A 23,025-nucleotide genomic window follows, 5' to 3' on the forward strand; every position below is an offset into this window, starting at 1 on the left:
TTATACGGAATTTATCCCTTTCATATACATTACATTTTATAAGTTATATTCTATTCAAAATTTGGGATTTCATAGCAAAAAAGCTGCTCTAGCGCAGTTACACAACTATGCTAGAGCAGCTTTCTTATCGTTAAAAGTAACGTTTCTTCCAAAATACAAATGCTAAAGCGCAAGATAATGTTGCACATATTATGAGTACAATTACAAAACCTTGAGCCTCACCTTCAAATGGAACCTTTACGTTCATTCCGAAGAAACTAGAGACCATTGTTGGTAATGATAAAATGATTGTAATAGACGTTAACAGTTTCATAACACTGTTCAAATTATTCGATATAACAGAGCTAAAAGTATTCATCATTCCACTTAGAATATGACTATATATTTCCGCCATTTCAATAGCCTGTTTATTTTCAATTAATACATCTTCTAATAAATCTTGATCGTCTTCATACATTTTTAAAAATGTACTGTTACGCATTAATTTTTGAATTACAATTTTATTCGCCTTCAATGATGTTGTAAAGTAAACTAAACTTTTTTCAAGACCTAGCAATGTGAAAATCTCTTTATTTTTCATCGACTGATTTAATTGATGCTCTAAATCGATTGTCTTTCTGTTAATTTGCTTTAAGTATCTTAAATAGTAAGTAGAAATCGTATATAAGAGCTGAAGTGCAAAGCGTGTCTTTTTAAACGTATAAAATTCTTTAATACGTTGATTAATAAAACGTTCAAAAATTGGATTTTCTTCTAAACAAATTGTCACAAAGCAATCTGGCATTACAATCATACCTATTGGAATCGTGTCATAAATCGAATTTCCTTCTTCATCATGTCTAACTGTTGGAATATCCACGATTATTAAAGTATTATTGTCTTCCTTTTCAATACGAGAGCGTTCTTCATCATCTAAAGGGTCTTTAATGAAATCTAAGTCCACATTTAAAGTTTGTACTAGATATTGAATTTCTTCTTCCGTTGGATGAAGTACATTAATCCAGCAACCCTTTTGCATTTCCTCAACCTCTTGTAGTTTTCCGTTTCGGTCTGTTAAATAAATATTTAACATACTATCACCCCGATTCTTTTTACATGTAGGAATCTACCTCTCTTACATAACAGTTTTTGAACCGCCATTCTCAGCATATGAAACATACGTTTAAATTTCAATAGAAAAATTATTTTGAAAACGTTTTTATAAGAAAAATATTATAAAGTGAAACTTTAATCAGTGGGGGGCTTCATCCCCCCACTGATTTTCAGCCCTCACCAATCGGGCTTTTACGGGCAGCCCGCCCCCAACCAAACTTCTTTTCTTTCGCTGAATTTTGAGGTGAGGATCTTACTGCCCGTTAAAGCGGGATAAACAAAGAAAAAGACAGAGTGCTCTCTGCCTTAAAAAGCTTATGTTGCCTTTATAACATATTTAGAAAGCATCCACAAGTTAAAGCCAACTGAAATCGTATAACCAGCGTATGTTGAAATAATAAAACTTACATAATCAAAATACGGAAGCAATACAATATTTAAAACGATCTTCACAATAATGCCAATCACTAACCCTAGCACTGTTTTCTGTTGTTGATTAATTCCTTGCAACATTGCAGCCGTTACTGTAAAAAGCGAAAATAGTATACAAGCAGGAGCGTAATACTGTAAAATAACGCTTCCCATCTCCGGATCATTTCCGGCACCAAATAAAAGAGTATACACTGGTTTTGCTAACACCATCATTCCAATTGCCGCGGGTACCGTAATACCTACTACTAATAGATTCGTCCTCGTAAAATGTTTGTACAGTAACTTCACATTTCCTGCTGTATAAGCTTTTGTCATCTCAGGTACGAGTGACATACTAAAAGCAGTCGCAACGGAAACTGGGATAAGTACAACCATCTGAACAAGTCCAATTATCGCATTAATCTTCTCCGCTTCTCCTTGCATATATCCTATTTGTATAAGTAATTTATTAACTGTAAATGTGTCAATCGTCTGATACAACGGAATTGCTAAACCAACCACAACAAATGGTATTGAATATGTAAAGAGCTCCTTATATAGTGAAAAAAAAGATTTCGTTGTTTGCGGTATACTTGCCATTTCTTTTTTCTTTAAGTGCTTTCTCCTCCTTATGTAATACGCACTTAAAACAGTTAGTCCACCTATCGCTCCCATAAAAGCACCGAACGTTGAAATACCAACAGCTAGTGAGATAGAAGCTTTTAAAACATATAAAACGACAAAGCTTCCTATCAAGATGGTTAAGACTCGAAAAAATTGCTCTACAACTACACTTAGAGCAGAAGGCCCCATCGATTGAAATCCTTGAAAAAAGCCCCTTAATAAACTCATTACTGGTACGAGTATTAACGCAAAACTTACAATTTGAATATTAGTAGTGACCGCCGCTACACTATTCCCCGTTTGATCATTTCCATCGATTACAAGTTTAGCCAAATGCGGAGCTAGCATATATAACGTAAAACACGAAATAACTCCCATTATAAACATAAAAACAATTCCACTTTTCAACACTCTCTTAACCGTATGATAATCATTTAATTGATCATATTTTGATACCATCTTTGAAACTGCAAGTGGTAGTCCCATCGTCGCAATGCTAAGCATAATTGTATATGGACGATAAGCATACGTGTATAAAACGTACCCACTCGTACCGACCATAGCTGTAAATGGTATAACATATATAAACCCTAACATTTTAGATATCATCGTTGCCATTGTTAAAAATATCGTTCCACGTATAAACGGTGACCCTTTCATCACATTCCTCCGCTACGCTTTATTATTACACATTATGGACAACTCCTTTTTTTTAGAACCAAAACAAATAAAAAAGCCAATGAAAAATCATTGACTTTAACGCGCTGCTTTTTTCTTTTTGAAATACTTTAAACCGAAGTATAAAGCAACAAAGAGAACCGCTCCTATAATTATGTAATGTGTGTAATCAGATGCATACTCTTTAATATGTCGCCAATTTCCACCAAGCTTTTCACCTAAATATATAAATAGTATTGACCACGGAATAATCGCAACTACTGTATACAGTGTGAATAGTTTTAATGGCATCTTAGCTAATCCTGCTGGAATAGAAATTGCATGACGTACGACTGGGATAAAACGTGCCGAAAAGATTACTCCTGCTCCGTAACGCTTAAACCAATTTTCTGCTATGTCTAAATGGTGTTTATTAATAAGCAGATATTTCCCATATTTCTCTACAACTGGACGTCCACCATAGTATCCAAGCCAATATAAAAAGATTTGGGCTAAAGTACCACCGATTGTTCCAGCAATAACTGCACCGACAAAGCTAATTTTACCATCTGCGACTAAAAAGCCAGCATACGAAAGTACAATTTCACTTGGGATAATTTCAATCATTAAAGCTAGCGCTACTCCAAAGTAACCTAAACTTGCAAAAAATTGCAATAACTGATCTATTATGCTTGCTAACATTTTATTTCCTATCTCCTTTTTTCTTCACATACCATCCCATTATTACATAAAGGTTGCATTCTGCCAATATCTTCATGCCGACAATATCACAGGCATACGCATTATTAATCTATTACTATTTCTTTCTGAGGTTCTTTTATGTAGGCAAACATTTGTTTAATTTGCTCTTCTGTATTTCTAGCAATTGATAAATTAGGCAATTCATTTTCACCAAAAAACTCCACATCATCTGTTTCAATACTAATTTTCTTTTCACCACCAATAATTTTACAGCCAATAAAAATTTTATATACATGCGTTGCTGAAGGCGATGGTTGATGTTTTTCTTTATCAAATATAGCGAGTAACTTAAAATGATCTACCTCATAACCTGTCTCTTCGAAAACCTCTTTTGCTGCTACTTCTGTCGGCGTATAACCGATATCAGCCCATCCACCTGGCAATGCCCATTTCCCATCACTTTTTTCTTTCACAAATAATAACTTTTCATTTTGAAAAACGACTGCTCTTATATCGACTTTAGGTGTTTGATAGCCTGTCTCACTTGCAAATAACTTCTCTACAACTTCCCAATCTGTCTTTGTATAATGTGACATCATCGAAATGGAAATATCCCGTAATTGTTGGAAACGCTCTATATCATACACATCCTTAGAATACGTTAAACCCGCTTGAGCTATAGATTGTATTTGTTTTACCCAATCAATCCATTTTACCGTCATGTTTCCACATCTCCATCCTTTATTAAGTATATATTACGCCAATTCTAACAATACTTCTTTATTATACAAAAAAAGAGATTGATAATGTTCCAATCTCTTTCAAAATTAATCCAATTCATGTAAATGATCTTGTATATACTTTCTTCTTTTATTTATATATTCCTCAATCATATCAGCTTCTTGATCAAATATTTCTAATTTTTCTTTCATATATGGATCTTGTAGTAAATAAGGACGAATCGACTCACACAAACTTTCTACTTTCGGCATCATAAATGAAACGGTAAATTGTTCTTCTAATATTTCTTCCAAAATACCTCGGTATTGCTTTCTAAATACAGGTATATCTAACAATCTTGCACTTAACGTGTTATAACCTTGAATACGAATATATTCATGATTAAGTGGTCTCCCTTGTACATCTCGCCCCCAAGTCGCATCATAATCCCACGGTATTACTTCAAATAAATTTGTTTCATCATTATGATATAGTGCATAGTTATGAACGAAACCATCAAAGTTTTGTGTAAAAATAACGCCAGCTAACCATCGTAAATATTTATCAACATGCAAAAACTTCCCAATTTCTTTTTCATAAGATTCCCTCGACAAAGCGTTCGCTTGAAATACAAATTCACTCAGCTGTTCTTCACTATTTTCATTCGAGTATTTAAATTCATAACCCGCAAAGAGCTCGGTCTTAACATCTTTATCTCTCTCACTCATTAAAGAAAAATTCGCATCATCATCTATCGCATAATAAATAGAACCACTCGGTAATCCTCTATTTTTCAAAAAGTTTTCGTCAACTGATTCTAACTGTAAATATACACCTTGAATTTGACCATTAATTTTTATAAACACATGTTGTGATTTCGGTGAAAGTACACCAATATCATGAAAAAAGTCTAAAGATAATTTATTTCGTATGAGAGACGGATCCATAAACTCAGAATTTAAATGAATCTCTTTCGCACCTTGAAATTTTTTAGGCTTATAAAACATAACATGATAAGACTTTTTCTCAAATTCACGAATATGAGCACCACGGTATACGATATCAATATCATACTTCTTTTTTCCATAAGTTAATTTTGCTGGTACTGGACTGTCTGACCAAATGTCTTTTTTCAATTCCACTAAGTACATTGGATGAATAAAAAAATCATATGAAGGTAGCATGTTTTCTCATCCCTTCTCAGTTCTCTTCATTCAATGTATGCAACTCGCCTTGTCCATACATCCGCTATCATCTATTTATATAAAATTACACTCTTGTCCTGTTCAGAAAGACGTCATATCTCATATCATGTTAAGGAAAAAGAATACCTTTTCACCTGAATACATGATAAGGAGGATTTCTATGAAACGTGATATTAGAAAAGCGGTTGAAGAAATCAAAAGTGCTGGGATGGAGGATTTCTTACACCAAGATCCAAGTACTTTTGAATGCGATGATGATTGTACTACAAAAATAGAATGTAACGACGATTGTAAATGTCCAAGAACAAGATGTACTCGCGTGAAACATTGTACTTTCGTTACAAAATGTACGCATGTTAAAAAATGGACATTTGTTACGAAATGTACGCGTGTTCGCGTTCAAAAATGGACGTTCGTTACGAAAGTAACACGTAGAAAAGAATGTGTGTTAGTTACAAAACGTACTCGTAGAAAGCATTGTACGTTCGTTACAAAATGTGTACGCTTTGAAAAGAAATTTTACTGGACAAAACGATGTTACTGTAAAAAATGCGAATTCTTCCCTAATGGACACGGTGGCTCTTGCGACGATTCGTGTGACGATGGAAAGAAATGGAACGATTGCGAAGGCGGCGGACATAAATTCCCATCTTGCAAAAACAAGAAATTCGATCACTTCTGGTACAAAAAACGCAATTGCTAGTTTTTCATACAAAAAAGGCCGTTTTCACGGCCTTTTTTGTATGCTTACTGAAAATGACTTATATCTGCAAATTGCTTCACTTCACCTTTACCATCTTCAAATTCTATTATACTGAGACTAGCACTATGCATAAATGGATCATTCCACACATTTTCTATTTCAATACCCGCAAAATGTCCTACAAGTAATTTTGCTGCTGCCGCATGGGAGACAATTAATATACTTTCTCCTTTATGCTTTTCTAAAAGAATCTGCATCCCCTCAATTACCCTTTTATGAACAGCCTCAAAATTTTCTCCTGATGTTGACTGAAAAAGATGTGGCTCATACCAAAATAACTGTATGTCGTCTGGATATTGCCTTTCTATATCATCAATTGTCTGTCCTTCCCATATACCCATGCTAATTTCATAGAAATGCTCATCCGCGATTATCGGTATATCACGTTCTCCCTTTATTAACTCTGCAGTATGAAGGGTTCTTTCACTCGGACTACTATAGATTGCATGAATAGATAAATCTTTCATTCGCTCTCCTAATTGCTTAGCTTGCAGTATACCATTTTCAGTTAAAGCAGAATTTTTCCGTCCTTGCATTCGCTTCGCTACATTCCATTCCGTTTCACCATGCCTTGTTACATATACCGTTGTCTTCACTTCAATTCCCCCTTACCATGTTGGCCGCAATTCCCACGGTTCTACTCGTCCTACAATCCATTCATTACATTTACGTTCAATTCCTTTTATTACCCCATCCGATATTTCTTCATGAGTAAGCCATCTTGCGTATGTATCTTCTAATATAAAACCTAAAATTATTCTATGATAGCTACATCGCGTACCACCTATTTTTTGTGAGGCTATTCTCGACGCTTTACTGCCTAAAATATGAAAAACTTCGTATGTTTCAGGCGACAAGTCTAATTCTCTACAAATAAGTGATAACGCATCTTTTGCACTTGAGTGTATCCATGCGACAACTAATGTTATTGGGCCATTCCGCTCAATTGTGCTTTTAATAGCTACCTTTACATCGTCATCATTATGATAATCTAACGGAAGGCATGTGATATTTTCTGGTATAGCACTCTCCCGTTTAACATTTTCTAATTTCACTTCATCTCTTCCAATAATAGAAACATTAAACCCTTGCTCACAAAGCCACATAGACACCCTCTTTAGCATTCCTGTTCCACCAATTACTAGCGCATGCAACTTTCTTTGCCCCCCTTAATAAAACGTCATATGAGGTTTATCTTCCCTATAATAATTAAGCCTGTCTTGCAATGTCCCTGAATGAAACTCAAATTTGTGGCCGTCAGGATCAACAAAATATATAGATTCACAGTCCCTTACATCCCGTTCTCTTCCTTGTAAAATATGAACATCGTTTTCTTCTAATCGCTGCAGTAGACGTTCAAAGCCTTTCTGTTCAACAGAAAACGCAATATGCGTATAAGATTGATGAATCTCATTTCTTGGAATATGTATTTCTTCATTAAGCGCTATCCATACTCCACATATATTAAAATATGCAAGTTTTCTTCCTCTAACTAATAATTCTCCTTCCAATACTTTTTCGTAAAATATAATAGAATCTTCTAAATTAGATACTGAAAAACAAAGATGATTGATTCCTTTTAACAACTCTAATTCCTCCTATACAAATAAAAGATGAGCGAAAATTCTCTCATCTTTTATTATACTATTTTTTTGTAATATATGCCCATTTATAACTGAAGTCCCCACCAAACGTATGATTTGCAATACCTTTTACGTATGGTTTCTCTAAGTATGCGGTACTTTGTTGGTACGTAGGAGAAATGGCAGCATCTTGACCAATTAAGATTTTTTCCGCTTCTGCAAGTGCATTCCAGCGTGCTTTATCATCTTTTAATAGTTCTCCTTTTGATTTCGCTACTAACTCATCATACTTCGGATTAGAATAATCCATTTCATTAAATGAGCTTCCAGTAACAAACATATCAATATAAGTCATTGGATCTGGATAATCTGGACTCCATGCAGATAAAGAGAATTCATATTCAAGTTTCTTTTCTAAATCCAACTTCTGCTTATATGGCTGTTGTTTTAAATTCACTTTAATACCAGGTAAGTTTTTCTCTAACTCTTCTTTAATAAAGTCTCCTACTTTTTTACGACTACCGTTATCATCATTTAGTAATTCGACTGTAATTGTATCTTGACCAAGTTCTTTCTTCGCTTCTTCCCATAATTTTTTCGCTTTTGCTGCATTATCTTTACTGTCACGGAAATTTTTATTTACAGTACGGAAATCTTTCCCATCAGGTCCTGTCGTAAATTTTTCAGGTACTAAGAAATACGCTGGCAATGATCCATCATTTAAAATAACATTTGCAATTCCTTTTTTATCATATGCTAGATCAATTGCTTCACGAACTTTTTGGTTTTTAAACGTTGCATTTTTTTGGTTAAAACGTAAGAAATACATACGTGGATCTAACTTCGTTTTAAATTCATCTGGCTTATTCTTTTTATATTTATCAACAAATTCAGAAGTTAAAATAACCCGATCAGCTTGATCACTATCATATAAATTTACTCCTGTGCTTGTTTCCTTCACAATATTCACATTAATTTCTTCTAACTTCACAGTATCTTTATCCCAATAATTAGGATTTTTCTTTAACTGATAACTTCTTTCATGTTTCCATTCACTCATCGTAAACGGTCCATTATATAATAATTTATCTGCTTCTAATCCGTATTTATCTCCTTGTTCTTTCACATATTTTTCATTTAAAGGGAAGAATGTTGGGAATGAAGTAAGCTCAAGAAAATATGGTGCTGGTTGTTCTAATTCTACTACTAACGTTTTATCATCCTTCGCTTTCACTCCTAATTGATCTAACGGTAACTCTCCTTTATTTACTTTCTGTGCATTTTTCACATCAAATAAAATAAATGCATACTCAGCTGCCGTTGCTTTATCTAATGTACGTTGCCATGCATATACAAAATCTTGCGCTCGAACTGGATCACCATTTGACCATTTTGCATCACGTAATTCAAATGTATATGTCTTTTTATCTTCACTAATTTTCACATCTTTTGCCATACCTGGAGTTGGTTTATTATCCTTATCTAAACGATATAATCCTTCCATTGCATTTACAAAGGCACGGAATGATACAGAGTCTGTTGATTTTGACGTATCCATTGAAGGAATTTCTGCTGTTTCTAGTAAGTTTAATACTTGCTTATCTGCTACCTCCTTACCTGCTTCTTTCTTCGTTGTAGATGCCTTCTCCCCATTTCCGCAACCTGCAACTAATATACTAGTCGATAATGCAACTGCAGCAATCGTTGTTACCTTTCTCTTCATTGTTCCTTCCCCCAATCTATATGTATAAATGAAAGCCAGTATAATACATATTATTATACAAAAGATTCAGATTATTTCAAATATTATTTTCGTATATACAAAAAAGAAGCGGATAGAGAGCTCTACTATCCACTTCTTTTTCTATTTCTTTTACTTGTAATCCATCCTCTATGTCAAATGGATTTTGAACTTTAAATATTTCGTCCATTATCTTTAAAAATTCTTCCTCATTTTTAGATTCGCCATTAATCATAAGTGAGTATGGCTCAATCTCACCCAATTTATAATCAACAACAAATTGGATCGTAACCTTTTTCTTCGACATATCCGGACTATCCCCTTGGAACTCTACCAATTCTAATCCTTCCGTGCCACGATAATATGCCCAACCCGGATTTCTAAAATAATTTTCAAACGATTCACCAATTGAAAAGAATGGATATTCATATAGCGAGCTTGTACGAACTTTTTGAATAATATCTCGATCAGTCGGGAAAAAGAAATGGCTGATAAAAATACTAGCAACCGCTAAAATCGTAACAATTGTTGCTCCCATTTTACTCGTTCCACCACTATCACGAATGAGGTACTTTTCAACCGATTCATCTTGAATTTCTCTTGCTTTTATTCGATATATACGCCTTTCTGCAAATTGATAATATAATCCATTCGTAAAAATCGCCATTCCAAATAAAATAAAAACGAGTAATAGAAACGTAAGAGGCACCATATTAATGATCGGCAATGCTACGTTGAAGCCCATATAATAAGAAAACGCATCACACGCTAATAATAACACTACAAATAAAGCTGCAGGTAAATAATACTTACGATATCCGAGCCAACCTACATTGAAAATAGCTGCCCAACCATTCCAGCTCCACCTAGCAATCCGCTTTTCCTCAAGCTCCCATTTCCTTTTGTAATACGGATATTGTCTCCCTACATATACTTCTAATTCCTTGTCTATTAGCGAACTTCCTTCACTCTGTTCAGTATGCAAAGTCCGCTGGCAACTTTCACAATTTAACTGATTTCTCTCGCAAAGTTGCCCACAATTTATACATTTCAAAACAATCCCTCTTCCCATCCATACGTCATTTCAAAATACCTTCGTGTTTTAATAACCACTCTTTCCTCCATAAACCGCCCGCATACCCAACAAGTTTCCCGCTCTTTCCTATTACACGATGACACGGAACGATTATTGAAATCGGATTGCGACTATTTGCTCCTCCTATTGCTCGTACAGCTTTCGTATTTCCGACTTTCTCTGCAATATCTAAATATGAAGCACTTAAGCCATAAGGAATCGTATAGAGCGCATCCCATACATTTTTTTGAAATGCTGTTCCCTCAGGAGACAACGGGACTGTGAACTCTTTTCTATTCCCCTTAAAATATTCATCGAGCTCATTTATACATTGATCTATCATTTCATTTGTATGTTCTTCTTGTCTCTCATCAACAAATATAACAGACGTAATTCCTTTATCGTTCGCTGTAATTTCTAACAAGCCTAATTCACTTTCATAATAAGCTTGGTACATATGCCATCCTCCAATTCAATTCATATTTGTTATTGTAACACGAATAGACAAAATTTTTCGTATAAGCGTTTTATTAGTGAAAACAAAAAAGAGAATGATACAATGTAAGAAAATTCAATCAAGGAGGCTATTGGATGAATTACAAACTTTTTTCACCTTATACAATCAAAGACGTTACACTAAAAAACCGGATTGTCATGTCACCTATGTGCATGTATTCATCAGAAAACGAGGATGGCCAAGTAACGAATTTCCATCTTATTCATTATGGAACAAGAGCTGCTGGTCAAGTTGGTTTAGTTATGATTGAAGCAACAGCCGTGTTACCTGAAGGTCGAATTTCAAATAAAGACTTAGGCATTTGGGATGACAGTTTAATTGAAGGCTTACATAAAGCGACAACTTTTATACACGATAATGGTGCAAAAGCTGCCATTCAACTCGCTCATGCTGGAAGAAAAGCAGAATTAGAAACAAATGCGTTAGCTCCTTCAGCCATTCCATTTAATGAAACAATGAAAATGCCAATAGAAATGAGCAAACACCAAATTAAAGATACTGTATTAGCTTTTCAGCAAGCTGCAGTACGATCCAAACAAGCTGGATTTGACGTTATTGAAATACACGGTGCTCACGGTTATCTTATTAATGAATTTCTTTCTCCACTTACCAATAAGCGGACTGATGAATATGGTGGTTCACCTGAAAATCGATATCGTTTCTTACGCGAAATCATTGAATCGATAAATGAAGTTTGGAACGGACCGTTATTTGTTCGTATTTCAGCAAATGATTATCATCCTGACGGGTTAACAGTTCAAGATTATGTACAATATACAAAATGGATGAAAGAACAAGGAGTAGATTTAATCGATTGTAGCTCTGGGGCTGTTGTACCTGCGCGCATCGATGTTTACCCTGGGTATCAAGTACAATATGCTAAACATATTAAAGAGCATGCTAACATTGCAACTGGTGCAGTTGGATTGATTACGACCGGGGCACAAGCAGAGCAAATTTTAAATAATAACGAAGCAGATTTAATTTTTATCGGACGTGAGTTACTTCGCAATCCTTACTTCCCAAGAATAGCCGCCAATGAGCTTGGCTTTGAATTAGAAGAACCGTATCAATACGAGCGAGCGCCTGGGAAAATCAGTACAAATAAATAAAACCGAGAAGCTTTTCTTCTCGGTTTTATTTATTCTATCGTTGTAATTTCATTCGAATTATAAATGTGGATACCTGATTCTTCTCGCAATGCAGTTATATACATCCCTTTTGCCACATCTTTAGCGGAAATTGGTTTATACTTTTTGAAGGCTCCTTTAAATATAAAAGGAATCATACGAGATAATTTTTCCGCCATTCTTTCACCAAAGCGAAATTCTTGTCGATTTCCTACTAATAAAGATGGCCTAAAAATGTGAATACCACCAATTACTAACTTTTGCAATTCCTCTTCCATTCTTCCTTTCACTTGTGAATAAAAGAAAAACGATTTAGGATTCGCTCCCATTGAGGACACAACAAGGAAATTTTGCACCCCTTGTTTTTCAGCTAAACAAGCCGCTCGTAACGTATATTCATAATCTACCTTTTTGAAATTAGCTTTCGTTTTTGCTTTTTTGATTGTTGTTCCTAGACAACTAAATACGTCATCTACAGCAAAGAACTCTTTATATTCCTCTAATGCCAAATAATCTACTTGCTTTTGCTGTAACTTTTCATGTTGCCATTGCATTGGTTCTCTTACAAAAATAGTAACCGAATCGTAGTAATCTGATTCAAGTAATAGACGCGTTATCTCTTGCCCAACTAAACCACTTGCACCAAGTACTAACGCTGTTCGCTTATTCATATATGCATATACCTCTTATTTTACTTTTCTCTCCTTTAGTAACATACAACTTTTAGGAGTTTCCTTCTCTCATTTTACCACAAGTAAAGCACTATGCGTACGCATAGTGCTTTACTCACTCTTTTTTCTCATCTTTCTCTCGTAATTTTGTTACGGTTGATGCATCTCCTAAATTACTTATTAATCTTCTTAAAAAAATTAATACTACGGCTAATGGTAATACTACCGCTAATATCAATAAAATAGCTTCCATTAAGTAACCCAAACACTCAGCCCCCTCTACACCCTCCTTTCATATATATGAACACAGCGTTGTCACATATGCATGTATTCGCAAAAATAACACACCTATATTTGACAACTTTATAACAAAATCAAATCGGAATGATTATTATTTATTGCAACTTTATAAAAGATGTATTATACTAAGTTCGCAAACTAAAACGTAATTATTCCGTTTTGTATTAAAATGATATTTTTCTTCTATAATTGGGGAAAATATATCCGTAAAAAAAGAAAAGAGGAGAACTTCATGCCTAAAAGATTGACTATATTTTCATTCTTACTTATTTTCACTTTAATTTTTACTGGCTGCTCAAATACAAAAGAAGGTAATGCCAAGAAAGACGGAAAGCTAACTGTTTATACAACTATTTTTCCTCTTGCAGATTTCGCAAAAAAAATTGGTGGCGACTATGTAACTGTTGAAGCAATTTATCCGCCTGGTGCCGATTCTCATACATTTGAGCCAAGTCAGAAACAAACAGTACAAGTTGCAAAAGCCGATTTATTCGTTTATAACGGTGCTGAATTAGAACCATTTGCTGAAAAAATGGAAAAAACATTACAAAAAGAAAACGTTAAAATTGTAAATGCATCAAAAGGTATTGAACTGCGTACTTCTACTGAAGAAGAGCATCATGATCACGGAGACGGCCATAAAGAGGATGAACATCATCACGATAAAGACCCACACATTTGGTTAGACCCTACTCTAGCAATGAAACAAGCAGAAAAAATTAAAAATGCACTTGTAGCATTACAACCTGACCATAAACAAGAGTTCGAAAAAAACTTTGCAGCACTTCAAACAAAATTTACTGATTTAGATGATCAATTTAAAGCAGCAGTTGCGAATGCAAAAACGAAAGATATTTTAGTTTCTCATGCGGCTTATGGATACTGGGAACAACGCTATGGCCTGAAACAAATTGCTATCGCCGGTATTTCAGCTTCTGATGAACCATCTCAAAAACAACTTGCTGACATTACAAAAACAGTAAAAGAACATAATCTAAAATATATTTTATTTGAAACATTTTCTACTCCAAAAGTAGCATCCGTTATTCAAAAAGAAACAGGTACAAAGATTTTACGCTTAAATCACTTAGCTACTATTTCTGAAGACGATGCGAAAAATAATAAAGATTACTTCACTTTAATGGAAGAAAACGTAAACACATTGAAAGAAGCTACTAACTAACCAACTTTTGATAAGAAGCTGAATACGACATTCAGCTTCTTTTTTTATGTGTTTCTGCTTGACTTGACCAAAATAACAAGTAAAATTATCCATATTAGCTTTTAAGCTATATTAATTTAGAAGGTGAGTTGGAATTATGACTCTTCACATTTGTGAAGTAACAGAAAAAAATTGGCGTTCGGTAGCTGCTTTAAACGTCACAAAAGACCAGCAGCAATTTATTGAAAGCAATGCGTTTTCTTTAGCAGAATCATTATATGAGGGAAACGGAACGTCAGTAGGTTTATATGATGGAGAAACACTTGTAGGATATGCAATGTATGGATGGTATTGTGAAAAACGTAAAAGCGTATGGTTAGACCGCTTTATGATTGACCAACAATATCAAGGAAAAGGATACGCAAAACGTTTCCTTCGCTTGCTTATTCAATTCTTACAAAATAAATTTGAATGTAAAACAATTTATTTAAGTTTACATCCAGACAACAAACTTGCAATGGGATTATATGAGTCATTTGGCTTCCGTTTAAATGGCGATATTGATGATGAAGGTCCTGTTGTAGGTGTTGTAATGGAGTTACTTTTAGATGAACATACAAACCTGTGAAAACAGGTTTTTTTAGTCCTTCGTTTTTGGCAATCTAGTATTTTTCTACAAAACACTTAGTTAAGTCCAAAAAATAAGCCTGCAATAAACGCAGACTTATTTCACACACTCCTCGAAATGTGCTTGGAACCATTCTTTATTAATATCTTTTCCGATAAAAACAACTTCACTTACTCGATCTTCGCCCTCTTGCCACTCTCTATCATACGAAGCAGCAAATAACGTATGTACGCCTTGGAAAACGATACGTTTATCCACTCCATCAATCGATAAAATCCCTTTGTAGCGATATAAGTATTCTCCTAGTTCTTGAACGACAGCTGACATCCACTCATTTAGTTTTTGTAAATCTAACGGACGCTCTTCGCGTAGTACAAACGATTTTACACCTTCTAAATGATTATGCTCTGTATGAGGATAAATTTGTAACGTATCTTTCGTTTTAAACGTTTGAATTTGTAGTAACGATGGAATATCCACATCACAATTAGTCGACTGAATTAACTTTGCAGTCGGGTTTATTCCTTGCAGTTCATGTAGGAGATTTTCTTTTTCACTCTCTTCAATTAAATCTAACTTATTCACTAATACAACATCAGCAAATGCAATTTGTTCTTTTGCTTCTAGCCCTTTTTCAAAATGTTTATGTATATGATAACTATCTACTACTGTTACAACACCATTAATTTGGTATGCAGATTGAATAACAGGATCTAAAAAGAATGTTTGAATAATAGGACCTGGATTTGCAAGACCCGTCGTTTCAATTACTAATCCATCAAAGTCCATTTTCCCTTCTGCTTTTACGTCCAGTAATTGTTTTAACGCAACGAGTAAATCCTCACGTACAGTACAGCATAAACAGCCGTTTGTCATTTCCATAATTTCTTCTTCAACATTCATAATCAACTGATTATCAATACCAATTTGCCCGATTTCATTTACGATCACCGCCAATTTCTGACCGTGATTCTCTGATAAAATACGATTTAATAATGTCGTTTTCCCTGAACCAAGAAAACCAGTTAATATTGTTACTGGAATCATTTTGTACCTCTCCTTCTAGCTATATGTTTTTACATTATATCATATAGAAATAATCGTTTTTGTAGCAAAACATATTTATTGTTTGTACGCCCCTCTAACTATATAATAATATGTAGTAAGAAAGCCTTTTCAAAAAATAATCATTCATCAAGGGGGTACTATAATGGAACGAGTTCAAATGGCCGAAACACTCGAATTTTCTCGTATGATTCAAGGTTTTTGGCGTTTAGCAGAATGGAATATGACGAAACAAGAATTACTTTCTTTCATTGAAGATTGTATGGATATGGGAATTACTACTTTTGATCATGCTGATATTTATGGCGGTTATACGTGTGAAGGACTGTTCGGAGAGGCATTACAACTAAAGCCTTCCTTACGTGAAAACATGCAAATCATCACAAAATGTGGAATCGCTCCCCCATCACCGAAATTTCCAGAGCGTTATGTTGCTCACTACAACACTAGTGCAAAACATATTATTCAAAGTGCAGAAGCTTCACTTAAAAATTTACATACAGATTATATTGACGTATTACTTATCCATCGTCCTGACCCTTTCATGGATCCAAATGAGGTGGCAGAAGCGTTCTCTCGCTTAAGACAGGAAGGAAAAGTTCGTCATTTCGGTGTATCTAACTTTTTACCTTCCCAATTCAATATGTTAAGTTCATACTTAGATTTCCCGCTTATTACGAACCAAATTGAAGTATCAGCTCTGCAACTTGAGCATTTTAAAAAAGGAACAATTGATTTATGTCAGGAAAAACGAATCAATCCAATGATTTGGTCACCTCTTGCTGGCGGAGAAATTTTTACTGGTCAATCAGAACGTGCTGTACGTGTACGTGAAACTGTGCAAAAAGTTGCTACTGAGCTAGGTGTTTCTAGTATCGATACGGTTATGTATGCTTGGTTACTTGCACATCCAGCTAATATGATGCCCATCGTCGGCTCTGGTAAATTAGATCGTGTTAAAACGGCCGCACTTGCTACAAAAGTTAACTTAGACCGTCAACAATGGTTTACAATTTTTGAAAGCTCTAACGGACATCCTGTACCATAATGTACAAAAAGAAGAGCCGTTTCTCTACAGCTCTTCTTTTTCATATGTATTTCTAGTCATCGCAAATACACACATATCCCTTAATCCATTTCCATCTACTGCAACACTCGCACTTTCTAAAACACCCTCTAATTTAAAACCTAATTTCTCAGGGATCGCCCTACTCTTCTTATTTAAAAAATCACAACGAATTTCTACGCGGTTTGCTTTCAGTTCAGAAAAAGCATAATCTGTTATGCCTTTCGCAGCCTCGACCATATAGCCCTTTCCACTAAACCTTGAATCAATCCAATATCCGATTTCAAATTGTGGTATATTCCAATTAACGCGATGTAATCCAGCCGATGCAATAAATTCACCTGTTTCTTTCGAAAAAACTAGTAATCTTAAGTCCTCACGCTGTAAAAATTGAATATGTGATTTTCTAATGCTCACTTCTACTTCTTCCTCTGTTTGCTCTTTTTGTGCAAAAACCATCCATGGTTTTAATTCTTTCATAGAAGCTTGAATGGCATCGTATACAGCTTTACCATCACCTGGTTTCGGCATTCGAATCAATAGCCTTTCAGTATAAAATTCAGAAGGAAAATCGAATAATAATGGATTCACTTTCAACACTCCCTATAATTCTTTTATATATAATAATATCCATCTCAAACTATACAGTAAAGAAATTTCTGAATTTTATACATTTAATTCATTTACATCTACCGCAACACGAACGCCAGATTCAATTGCCCCTTGTATCCATCCGTGATATAACGTTGTATGGTCTCCAGCAAAGAATATTCTTCCCTCTGGTTTGACAATCGCTGGTTGCAACTCTGATTCTTGACCTGCCTGAAATAGAGCAAACCCTCCAAGTGCATATGGATCCAACGTCCAACTTTTTGATATACCAGATAAGAATTCATCATATACTTGACCACCTAATATCGTTGCTAAGTTTTGTAATGTGTAATAAATACGGTCACCCTTTGATAAGCCATCCCATAACAACGCATCATAAGACCATGTATAGCTTCCTAGCATCATAGCTGGTCCCTTCTCTCCAATTCCATAGCTTGGATAATAGGCGTAACGAATTGGCAAATCTGTTATAATTCTGCCACCTAACTGTCCTTGTTCTTCCCAAAATCGACTTTTAAATTGAATTCCTATTTTTGTCGCTGGCATATAATGCAATTCACGAATTGCTTTCCATTTCTCATGAGATATAGAATCAAATGGATCTACTTCTACAAACCGCATTGTCGAAAACGGAATGGTAACAATAACTAAGTCCCCTGTAATACTACTATATTCAAACGTTTCTTCGTTTCGATAGAAAGCTGTCACACCATTATCATGCTGATGTAGCTTCATTAATTTTTGATTATATATAATATCTTCCTCTAATTGTGGTAAAAAAGATTTTGGCAATCTATCATTACCGCCTATTATTTCACAAAATCCGCTCTCCTCTTGCATAATGTATAAAAAACGTAATGTCTCAACGAATGACCTTTCTAAAAAACCTTCTAAATCCAACAAAACACCAATCATCTCAATTGTTACTGGTGAAAAGTAAGTATTATATTGATAAGGGTGATACTTTAAAAATTGTCCTGTAGAGTATCTGCCAAAATCATTTACTACAACATCCCAATTTTTCTCTGGGTTCTTTTTAATAAAATTTATAATAGGCTGTACCGCTAACAATAATAGCTCCTCAGACGTTTTCCCAACTTCATTCATTTCCACAGGATACTTTAATATACTTGGCTCTTTTTCATATTGTTTTAATGTCGTTTTTCGGCCGTTTACGTAAATAATATCAGTCTCATTCCTATTAATAAAAGGGCTTACCTGTAGCCCAAATTTTCTTATATATGCCATCGTTAATGTATGCGAATACGGAATTCTCATCGCCCCTACATCCAAATATAAACTGGTATCTTCCATTCTAACTGTCTCTATGCGGCCACCTACCCGGTTGTTTGCCTCAAAAATCTTCACTTCATGTCCCGCAGCTTTTAATAAAGATGCCGAAACTAATCCAGCCATGCCAGCCCCTACTACAATAATTTGCTTCGGACTCGTCGTCTTCTTTAATCCTTTATTTATAATTTTTAACGTTTCATCCATCTCCGTGTTATACATTATATCTTTCTGCACAATTCCACCCCTTACTTCATCAAATGGGCATTAGTCGTTTAGTGCATTTTATTCATAAATTTCCATAAACATAACAACAGAGCAAGTTGAATATTCACTGAAAATACATAAGAGATCGCTCTCACATCTCTTCACGCTTCGTATAATATAGCAACAGCAAATAAGGAGTGGTTAAAAATGAAACCAACTTACGACTACAATGCTACAAAAAAGTATTTAGAAGAAAAGAAACAACAGCTATGCAACAAACTTAGTAATATGCATCTATCTAAAAAAGAGCGTGAACAAATAAAACTTGAGATTGATAACTACGAATATATTTTAAATGTAGTCGAAATGAATCATTATGAACGAGGATTTTCACATTAAAAGTGGATATATAATTTATCCACTTTTTATTTTGAGCATTTCATTACGCATTTTTCGTAAGTAAATATATAATAGGATGTACATTAAGATTGAGAGGTATATTCTATGATCAAATTAAGTGTATTAGACCAATCCCCTATTTCAGATGGTAGTACGGCAGCCCAAGCTTTTTCACATACAGTTACGCTTGCGCAAGAAGTTGAAAAACTCGGATATACACGCTTTTGGGTATCAGAGCATCACAATTCTGTAAGCCTTGCTGGTTCAAGTCCAGAAATACTTATTTCTCATATTGCAGCAAAAACGGAGCGTATGAGAGTTGGTTCGGGTGGTGTTATGTTACCTCACTATAGCCCGTATAAAGTTGCTGAGAATTTCCGTGTTTTAGAAGCGCTTTATCCAAATCGTATTGACCTTGGTGTCGGCAGAGCACCTGGTGGTATGCCCATTGCAACTCGCGCACTTCAAGAAGGAAAAATGGTCTCACTTGATCAATATCCAGAGCAAATTGCAGATGTTGCAATGTACTTACATGATCAAGTACCAGAAAACCATCATTATGCAAATTTAAAGGCTACTCCTGTAATTCCCACATCTCCTGACATGTGGTTGCTTGGCTCTAGCGGAGAGAGTGCAAAGATTGCCGCACAACAAGGTGCTTCCTTTGCATTCGCACAGTTCATAAACGGATACGGTGGACCCGAGGTAATGGAGGCCTATAAAAAACAATTCCAACCTTCCTATTTAGGAGATAAACCAAAATCAATCGTAGCTATTTTTGTTATTTGCGGAGAAACAAATGAAGAGGCGGAAAAAATTGCTTCTAGTTTAGATTTATCAATCTTATTACTAGAACAAGGAAAGCGTACAACTGGTACTCCTTCTATCGAAACTGCTCAAAATTATTCATATAGCACGTATGATTTATTCCGTATAAAAGAAAATCGTCAACGTATGATAGTAGGCGATCCGTCTTCTGTAAAAGAAAAAATCATAAACTTAAGCAAAGCGTACAATACTGAAGAATTTATGATTGTCACTATTACTCATCGATTTGAAGATAAATTGAATTCTTATCGCTTATTGGCAAATGCTTTTAATTTATAATTTTAAAAAGGAGATACATCACATATGATGCATCTCCTTTTCTTACTACTTATTGTTTTCATTCCCTATATATTCAATAGCTTCTTTCAATACCTCTTCAAAGTGAATAGGATAATCATGATTTAAGTTAGGTATAATTTTATACTTATGTTCTATATTCTTATCTCTTAATAATTGTACAAATTGCTGTGTGCATTCGAAACAATCTTCATCTTGATCACCGCAGACTATATATCCCTTTATATGTTTATCCTGTAGTACTCCCAGCAACTCATTCCATTCTTCAACCTCTGGAAGCCACGGTGCCATAAAAATAAACCCATCCACAGCTATATTTTTTTGTAAAATTGTATATAGAGCTACTCTTGCTCCAGCAGAAAAACCGCCAATTATTACATGTTCTACTGTACGGTTCTCTATAAGCTTATCGTAATGCTCTTTTAATTCTTCTTTCCCTCTATGTAAATCATCCCATACAAACCCATCTGAAAACTGGATTTTCGAAGACTGTGGTAAAGCTAACGTATAATTTTGTGCCAAAACAGATTTCCAATATGGTTCTATTATTCCTATATTTTCTTGATCACCGTGCATTGCAATAAATAGTTTTTCTTTTTTCTTACTTTCTATATATTTCACATCTGCTCGTTCTGTTTTCTTTGCTAACTCTTCTCTTTCTTTACATAATTGAACCATTTGATGAAACTCTTCAAATTTATGTAGTGGTTTTAAATCGTCGTCCGAAATTAAATACTCATTTCCATACCAAAAACCTTTTTCTATAATAGCTTCCTTCATTAAATGCAACGCTTCTTCTTCAAGTCCTGCTGCACTCGCTAATGCATATTTAAAATTATATATTTGAGCCTCATTCCCTACTATACCTTTAGCATGCTCCATTATATAAGTGTACGCTTCTAAACTTCCTTTACTTGCATAGCAATGTAACGTTTCATTTAATAATTGAATGTAAGTCATACCATTTTTCATACATCTACTCCCCCGTAACCTGTTATAATATTTATGTCTCAAACCTTTATATCATTCTGTAATCGTTATATAACTCAAGCTAACAATAACTTTATTCTTAAAATGATACTCAATTATTACTCCTCTTTACCCAATAAATTTAGTATAAAGTTGAATAGACTGAAAAATAAATATTTTTACAACCAAAAAAAAGACAACAATATATTTATTGTTGTTCTCAATACATCTACCCACTCTTTTGTTTTTTTCTATCTGGTTTACTTGAAACTAAATAATGTTTTTCTGAAATATATAAGTCTCTTTTTAATATACGATCTAAGTAAGGTCCTAGTTTCATTCCGCATATGAGGCGATCTTCACTACCTTCTACAATTGGAAACATTTCTTTTTCTGTTACATACTGATCTACTGCCTTTTGTACAATATCAATTTCTTTCACTAGGTTTAAGTTTTCTTCTGTATGTTCAAATACCTCAAGCGTTTCCTTCGTAATAAGAAAATGGTTTGTTGGAAATGCAGGTAAATACGGCTTTAACAAATCATAATTCACTGTATAATCATCATTTACTAATACTGTATAAACGATATTAGCATTCTTTTCTAGAAACTTGGCCATCGCTTGTTCCAATTCATCTTTCGTAATTTCACGCTCTTCTTTTCCAGTTTTGAAAAAGCGAAACATCGCATCGCCTCCTTTTTACTATATTATAGCATAAAAGAAAACTGAAAAATCACAAAAAAGTCATTGAAAGAATTTTTCAATGACTTTTTTCTTTATATTCTTATATTTATCCCGCTTTAATGGGCAGTAAGCCCCCCACTGATTAAAGTTTCACTTTATTTTAAGAACGCACTTAGCATCCATACATGTTGTTCTAATGTTGTATGAATTGCTAACAACATGTCCGCTGATGTTTCATCTCCAGCTTCACCAGCAACTTCCATGCCTTCTTTTAGTTCTTGAATAAGTGCTGAGTAATCATTTACTAATGTTTGCACCATTTCTTCTGCAGATTCCTTGCTTGTCCCTTCATTCACACTAGATGTTGCAAGATATTCTTTCATTGTCGCTAACGGCTTACCTTCCAATGCTAAAATACGTTCTGCTAATTCATCAATATACGTTCCAGCTTCATTGTAAAACTCTTCAAATTTCTCATGTAATGTAAAGAAGTGTGGTCCTGTCACATACCAGTGATAATTATGTAGTTTCACATATAACACATTCCAGTTTGCTACCTGCTTGTTTAATACTTCAACAACATTTGTTTTCGTACTCATACAATCCACTCCTCTTATCATTTTGTA

Annotated in this window: 26 protein-coding genes; 7 read left to right on the forward strand and 19 right to left on the reverse strand. The window is 34.5% G+C overall.

What is annotated here, in order from left to right; all coding sequences use genetic code 11:
* Positions 1–130: 130 nt before the first annotated feature.
* The 5 genes from ACTFNE_RS13040 to cotH all read right to left on the reverse strand — a co-directional run bounded on the left by ACTFNE_RS13040 (position 131) and on the right by cotH (position 5,390).
* The gene (locus ACTFNE_RS13040) at positions 131–1,072 is read right to left on the reverse strand and encodes a magnesium transporter CorA family protein (RefSeq protein ID WP_000932396.1); all 942 of its coding nucleotides are present in this window, start codon (positions 1,070–1,072) and stop codon (positions 131–133) included.
* Between the two features lie 335 nt (positions 1,073–1,407).
* Positions 1,408–2,787 carry a putative polysaccharide biosynthesis protein gene (locus ACTFNE_RS13045; protein WP_046197598.1) on the reverse strand — a complete coding sequence of 460 codons (1,380 nt, stop codon included), beginning with the start codon at positions 2,785–2,787 and terminating at the stop codon, positions 1,408–1,410.
* Positions 2,788–2,883: 96 nt separating this feature from the next.
* The gene (locus ACTFNE_RS13050) at positions 2,884–3,486 is read right to left on the reverse strand and encodes a DedA family protein (RefSeq protein ID WP_000881208.1); all 603 of its coding nucleotides are present in this window, start codon (positions 3,484–3,486) and stop codon (positions 2,884–2,886) included.
* Positions 3,487–3,590: 104 nt separating this feature from the next.
* On the reverse strand, positions 3,591–4,208 hold the full coding sequence (locus ACTFNE_RS13055; RefSeq protein ID WP_046197599.1) for an NUDIX hydrolase N-terminal domain-containing protein: 618 nt from the start codon (positions 4,206–4,208) through the stop codon (positions 3,591–3,593).
* A 105-nt stretch (positions 4,209–4,313) separates the two neighbouring features.
* Positions 4,314–5,390: a spore coat protein CotH gene (gene cotH, locus ACTFNE_RS13060; RefSeq protein ID WP_000937984.1), complete on the reverse strand. Its 1,077-nt coding sequence runs from the start codon at positions 5,388–5,390 to the stop codon at positions 4,314–4,316.
* 181 nt (positions 5,391–5,571) lie between these two features.
* Here cotH and exsB point away from each other — a divergent pair, with 181 nt between their 5' ends.
* Positions 5,572–6,114 (forward strand): exosporium protein ExsB, encoded by a 543-nt coding sequence (gene exsB, locus ACTFNE_RS13065; RefSeq protein ID WP_270705268.1) that lies wholly within the window; start codon positions 5,572–5,574, stop codon positions 6,112–6,114.
* Positions 6,115–6,158: 44 nt separating this feature from the next.
* Here exsB and ACTFNE_RS13070 read toward each other — a convergent pair whose 3' ends face one another.
* From ACTFNE_RS13070 to ACTFNE_RS13095, 6 genes are all read right to left on the reverse strand, one after another.
* The gene (locus ACTFNE_RS13070; RefSeq protein WP_061535803.1) at positions 6,159–6,770 is read right to left on the reverse strand and encodes a phosphoserine phosphatase 1; all 612 of its coding nucleotides are present in this window, start codon (positions 6,768–6,770) and stop codon (positions 6,159–6,161) included.
* 12 nt (positions 6,771–6,782) lie between these two features.
* Positions 6,783–7,328 carry a short-chain dehydrogenase gene (locus ACTFNE_RS13075; protein ID WP_270705269.1) on the reverse strand — a complete coding sequence of 182 codons (546 nt, stop codon included), beginning with the start codon at positions 7,326–7,328 and terminating at the stop codon, positions 6,783–6,785.
* Between the two features lie 15 nt (positions 7,329–7,343).
* Entirely contained in the window at positions 7,344–7,760 is a 417-nt protein-coding gene (gene fosB / locus ACTFNE_RS13080; RefSeq protein ID WP_270705271.1) for a FosBx1 family fosfomycin resistance bacillithiol transferase, read from the reverse strand.
* A 58-nt stretch (positions 7,761–7,818) separates the two neighbouring features.
* Positions 7,819–9,480, reverse strand: a complete 1,662-nt coding sequence (locus tag ACTFNE_RS13085) for a peptide ABC transporter substrate-binding protein (protein WP_061184779.1) — start codon at positions 9,478–9,480, stop codon at positions 7,819–7,821.
* A gap of 76 nt (positions 9,481–9,556) precedes the next feature.
* The gene (locus ACTFNE_RS13090; protein ID WP_046197603.1) at positions 9,557–10,570 is read right to left on the reverse strand and encodes a DUF2628 domain-containing protein; all 1,014 of its coding nucleotides are present in this window, start codon (positions 10,568–10,570) and stop codon (positions 9,557–9,559) included.
* 7 nt (positions 10,571–10,577) lie between these two features.
* Positions 10,578–11,030, reverse strand: coding sequence for a methylated-DNA--[protein]-cysteine S-methyltransferase (locus ACTFNE_RS13095; RefSeq protein WP_046197604.1), 453 nt, complete (start codon positions 11,028–11,030; stop codon positions 10,578–10,580).
* 134 nt (positions 11,031–11,164) lie between these two features.
* Here ACTFNE_RS13095 and namA point away from each other — a divergent pair, with 134 nt between their 5' ends.
* The gene (namA, locus tag ACTFNE_RS13100; RefSeq protein ID WP_046197605.1) at positions 11,165–12,202 is read left to right on the forward strand and encodes an NADPH dehydrogenase NamA; all 1,038 of its coding nucleotides are present in this window, start codon (positions 11,165–11,167) and stop codon (positions 12,200–12,202) included.
* A 29-nt stretch (positions 12,203–12,231) separates the two neighbouring features.
* Here the strand turns inward: namA and ACTFNE_RS13105 are convergent, their stop codons facing one another.
* Positions 12,232–12,891, reverse strand: coding sequence for an oxidoreductase (locus tag ACTFNE_RS13105; protein ID WP_001042754.1), 660 nt, complete (start codon positions 12,889–12,891; stop codon positions 12,232–12,234).
* Between the two features lie 115 nt (positions 12,892–13,006).
* Positions 13,007–13,156: a hypothetical protein gene (locus ACTFNE_RS13110; protein WP_000540927.1), complete on the reverse strand. Its 150-nt coding sequence runs from the start codon at positions 13,154–13,156 to the stop codon at positions 13,007–13,009.
* A 267-nt stretch (positions 13,157–13,423) separates the two neighbouring features.
* Between ACTFNE_RS13110 and ACTFNE_RS13115 the strand changes: the two genes are divergently transcribed.
* Together ACTFNE_RS13115 and ACTFNE_RS13120 are read left to right on the forward strand one after the other, a co-directional pair.
* The gene (locus tag ACTFNE_RS13115; RefSeq protein WP_001126173.1) at positions 13,424–14,374 is read left to right on the forward strand and encodes a metal ABC transporter substrate-binding protein; all 951 of its coding nucleotides are present in this window, start codon (positions 13,424–13,426) and stop codon (positions 14,372–14,374) included.
* A 136-nt stretch (positions 14,375–14,510) separates the two neighbouring features.
* Complete coding sequence (locus ACTFNE_RS13120) at positions 14,511–14,981, forward strand: GNAT family N-acetyltransferase (protein ID WP_048556899.1); 471 nt, start codon at positions 14,511–14,513, stop codon at positions 14,979–14,981.
* 96 nt (positions 14,982–15,077) lie between these two features.
* On the opposite strand, the gene ACTFNE_RS13125 is transcribed toward ACTFNE_RS13120, so the two are convergent.
* Positions 15,078–16,028 (reverse strand): CobW family GTP-binding protein, encoded by a 951-nt coding sequence (locus ACTFNE_RS13125; protein WP_000613439.1) that lies wholly within the window; start codon positions 16,026–16,028, stop codon positions 15,078–15,080.
* 163 nt (positions 16,029–16,191) lie between these two features.
* Between ACTFNE_RS13125 and ACTFNE_RS13130 the strand changes: the two genes are divergently transcribed.
* On the forward strand, positions 16,192–17,094 hold the full coding sequence (locus ACTFNE_RS13130; protein WP_270705273.1) for an aldo/keto reductase: 903 nt from the start codon (positions 16,192–16,194) through the stop codon (positions 17,092–17,094).
* Between the two features lie 24 nt (positions 17,095–17,118).
* On the opposite strand, the gene ACTFNE_RS13135 is transcribed toward ACTFNE_RS13130, so the two are convergent.
* Positions 17,119–17,703 (reverse strand): GNAT family N-acetyltransferase, encoded by a 585-nt coding sequence (locus tag ACTFNE_RS13135; RefSeq protein WP_270705274.1) that lies wholly within the window; start codon positions 17,701–17,703, stop codon positions 17,119–17,121.
* A 75-nt stretch (positions 17,704–17,778) separates the two neighbouring features.
* Positions 17,779–19,251, reverse strand: a complete 1,473-nt coding sequence (locus tag ACTFNE_RS13140) for a flavin monoamine oxidase family protein (RefSeq protein ID WP_046197608.1) — start codon at positions 19,249–19,251, stop codon at positions 17,779–17,781.
* A gap of 177 nt (positions 19,252–19,428) precedes the next feature.
* Between ACTFNE_RS13140 and ACTFNE_RS13145 the strand changes: the two genes are divergently transcribed.
* Both ACTFNE_RS13145 and ACTFNE_RS13150 read left to right on the forward strand, forming a co-directional pair.
* Positions 19,429–19,620: a DUF3896 domain-containing protein gene (locus tag ACTFNE_RS13145; protein WP_000805515.1), complete on the forward strand. Its 192-nt coding sequence runs from the start codon at positions 19,429–19,431 to the stop codon at positions 19,618–19,620.
* Between the two features lie 105 nt (positions 19,621–19,725).
* Entirely contained in the window at positions 19,726–20,727 is a 1,002-nt protein-coding gene (locus ACTFNE_RS13150) for an LLM class flavin-dependent oxidoreductase (RefSeq protein WP_000594051.1), read from the forward strand.
* A 45-nt stretch (positions 20,728–20,772) separates the two neighbouring features.
* On the opposite strand, the gene ACTFNE_RS13155 is transcribed toward ACTFNE_RS13150, so the two are convergent.
* The 3 genes from ACTFNE_RS13155 to ACTFNE_RS13165 form a co-directional block, all read right to left on the reverse strand.
* Positions 20,773–21,717, reverse strand: coding sequence for an alpha/beta hydrolase (locus tag ACTFNE_RS13155; protein ID WP_046197609.1), 945 nt, complete (start codon positions 21,715–21,717; stop codon positions 20,773–20,775).
* 226 nt (positions 21,718–21,943) lie between these two features.
* The gene (locus ACTFNE_RS13160) at positions 21,944–22,399 is read right to left on the reverse strand and encodes a DUF3939 domain-containing protein (RefSeq protein WP_000488187.1); all 456 of its coding nucleotides are present in this window, start codon (positions 22,397–22,399) and stop codon (positions 21,944–21,946) included.
* 155 nt (positions 22,400–22,554) lie between these two features.
* Positions 22,555–22,998 carry a Dps family protein gene (locus tag ACTFNE_RS13165; protein ID WP_000105198.1) on the reverse strand — a complete coding sequence of 148 codons (444 nt, stop codon included), beginning with the start codon at positions 22,996–22,998 and terminating at the stop codon, positions 22,555–22,557.
* Positions 22,999–23,025: the final 27 nt, after the last annotated feature.

Origin of the sequence: Bacillus cereus group sp. MYBKT111-2, from assembly GCF_051915205.1 — a bacterium.
GTDB lineage: Bacteria > Bacillota > Bacilli > Bacillales > Bacillaceae_G > Bacillus_A > Bacillus_A paranthracis.

Bases quoted from the DNA above. Each gene is read 5' to 3' on its own strand.
- ACTFNE_RS13045 (WP_046197598.1), bottom strand. From the start codon at position 2,787: ATGAAAGGGTCACCGTTTATACGTGGAACGATATTTTTAACAATGGCA.
- ACTFNE_RS13165 (WP_000105198.1), bottom strand. From the start codon at position 22,998: ATGAGTACGAAAACAAATGTTGTTGAAGTATTAAACAAGCAGGTAGCA.
- ACTFNE_RS13115 (WP_001126173.1), top strand. From the start codon at position 13,424: ATGCCTAAAAGATTGACTATATTTTCATTCTTACTTATTTTCACTTTA.
- ACTFNE_RS13145 (WP_000805515.1), top strand. From the start codon at position 19,429: ATGAAACCAACTTACGACTACAATGCTACAAAAAAGTATTTAGAAGAA.
- ACTFNE_RS13040 (WP_000932396.1), bottom strand. From the start codon at position 1,072: ATGTTAAATATTTATTTAACAGACCGAAACGGAAAACTACAAGAGGTT.
- exsB (WP_270705268.1), top strand. From the start codon at position 5,572: ATGAAACGTGATATTAGAAAAGCGGTTGAAGAAATCAAAAGTGCTGGG.
- namA (WP_046197605.1), top strand. From the start codon at position 11,165: ATGAATTACAAACTTTTTTCACCTTATACAATCAAAGACGTTACACTA.
- ACTFNE_RS13125 (WP_000613439.1), bottom strand. From the start codon at position 16,028: ATGATTCCAGTAACAATATTAACTGGTTTTCTTGGTTCAGGGAAAACG.
- cotH (WP_000937984.1), bottom strand. From the start codon at position 5,390: ATGCTACCTTCATATGATTTTTTTATTCATCCAATGTACTTAGTGGAA.
- ACTFNE_RS13085 (WP_061184779.1), bottom strand. From the start codon at position 9,480: ATGAAGAGAAAGGTAACAACGATTGCTGCAGTTGCATTATCGACTAGT.
- ACTFNE_RS13150 (WP_000594051.1), top strand. From the start codon at position 19,726: ATGATCAAATTAAGTGTATTAGACCAATCCCCTATTTCAGATGGTAGT.
- ACTFNE_RS13130 (WP_270705273.1), top strand. From the start codon at position 16,192: ATGGAACGAGTTCAAATGGCCGAAACACTCGAATTTTCTCGTATGATT.
- ACTFNE_RS13120 (WP_048556899.1), top strand. From the start codon at position 14,511: ATGACTCTTCACATTTGTGAAGTAACAGAAAAAAATTGGCGTTCGGTA.
- ACTFNE_RS13090 (WP_046197603.1), bottom strand. From the start codon at position 10,570: ATGGGAAGAGGGATTGTTTTGAAATGTATAAATTGTGGGCAACTTTGC.
- ACTFNE_RS13160 (WP_000488187.1), bottom strand. From the start codon at position 22,399: ATGTTTCGCTTTTTCAAAACTGGAAAAGAAGAGCGTGAAATTACGAAA.
- ACTFNE_RS13155 (WP_046197609.1), bottom strand. From the start codon at position 21,717: ATGAAAAATGGTATGACTTACATTCAATTATTAAATGAAACGTTACAT.
- ACTFNE_RS13055 (WP_046197599.1), bottom strand. From the start codon at position 4,208: ATGACGGTAAAATGGATTGATTGGGTAAAACAAATACAATCTATAGCT.
- ACTFNE_RS13095 (WP_046197604.1), bottom strand. From the start codon at position 11,030: ATGTACCAAGCTTATTATGAAAGTGAATTAGGCTTGTTAGAAATTACA.
- ACTFNE_RS13105 (WP_001042754.1), bottom strand. From the start codon at position 12,891: ATGAATAAGCGAACAGCGTTAGTACTTGGTGCAAGTGGTTTAGTTGGG.
- ACTFNE_RS13050 (WP_000881208.1), bottom strand. From the start codon at position 3,486: ATGTTAGCAAGCATAATAGATCAGTTATTGCAATTTTTTGCAAGTTTA.